Origin of the sequence: Microcoleus sp. Pol1C5 (genome assembly GCF_036701115.1) — a bacterium.
In the GTDB taxonomy this organism is placed as follows: Bacteria; Cyanobacteriota; Cyanobacteriia; order Cyanobacteriales; family Microcoleaceae; genus Microcoleus.
This window is the reverse complement of record NZ_JAUBQE010000150.1, coordinates 1-1,271: the sequence shown is the minus strand read 5'-3', so window position 1 is coordinate 1,271 and position 1,271 is coordinate 1. Positions and strand designations below refer to the sequence as shown.

Genomic DNA, 1,271 nt, shown 5'->3' with positions numbered 1-1,271 from the left:
TAGGGCTTGCTGAATAAGTCCAAAAAACTCAAAAAAGTTCGAGCGCGCTATTGCCCGCCCACGCTCAACATAAGTTTTTCTTCTACTTGTAATACCGAAGGATAGCTTTTGATAATCTCAGTCACTTTTCTAGTCCTTATTAATAAAATTTGACACAAAAAAAGCCACAATAACCTCCTTAATCCCGCAACAAGGTTCATGACTAAAAAAGCAATTGCAATCGCTGTACCAGATGTATTATCGAGTTTGGCCATCACTCGATCGAGATTAAACCTTCTTTTTGCTTGACCAAATTTCCCTTCTATAGCCTGACGGGCTTTTTCATCTTCTTGAGCTTGCTTTTTTATTGCTTTACTCACATGAGCTGACCGTCTTCCCAAGGGCGGACCGCTCATCCTAATTCCTCTTTCTTTACACCAGGCTCTATTCGAGCGAGTACGGTAAATCTGGTCAACGTGAACCGATTCTGGGTAATGCCCTGTGAATTCTTTAAATGCTTCTACTTGGGCTATTAAGTCTCCTGATTCATTGAAGTTATCCCAACTAATGCGATCTAAAAATACATACCCGTCACAACTGCTCGCTGAGATTTTGGCTCCAAACTCTCTGGCTTTTCCTGCTTTTCCTCTAACTATGGGACGAACATGGGGTTGGGTTAAACTTACTATTCTATCGTCAACTCTATTTGTTTTGTGTTGGTACATCCAGGATTGTTGGCGGTAAATTTCCTGACAGACTAGCAGCAGTTTATATTGTCGCTTACTCAAGTTCTCCAAAAGGGAGCCTAACTCGATTAATTTCTCAATATGAGCTAGGTTTCTTTTGATATATTGCAGTTGCTTTTTAATTGCTGCTCTTTTTTGGCTCTGTTTTGGTCGGCGCTGCTTGGCAATGGCTAGGTAATCTTTACGAGCTTTTTTGCGGTAGGTTCTGGGTTTTTTCGGGCATCGGTCTTTGATTGACTCGTAGAGGATATCTAGGATTTTTTCTGTTTGCATTCTTGTCCGATCGAGAATTCCTATGTCGGTTGGATAGGTAATGTCCGCGCTGGCACAAGTCGCATCTAATAGTAATTTTCCAAGGGTTGCACCTTTCTCCTGGCTCTTCTGCTTCTTTTTTGTTTGCTTTGGCTGGGGGAGTGGTGGCTTCTCTGATTTTCTTCACCATTTGTTGGTTCACTTTGTTGATAAGATTGAAACTTATTCTTTTTCTAAAATGAACCAAAAGCGATGCGTCAAATGGGATTTCATTGCTGTATGATGAGAAACCTA

Annotated in this window: 1 pseudogene; it reads right to left on the bottom strand. The window is 41.1% G+C overall.

The features are described from left to right. Positions 1-47: 47 nt before the first annotated feature. Positions 48-1,271: pseudogene (locus QUA23_RS30885) on the bottom strand (IS5 family transposase); the annotation flags it as partial.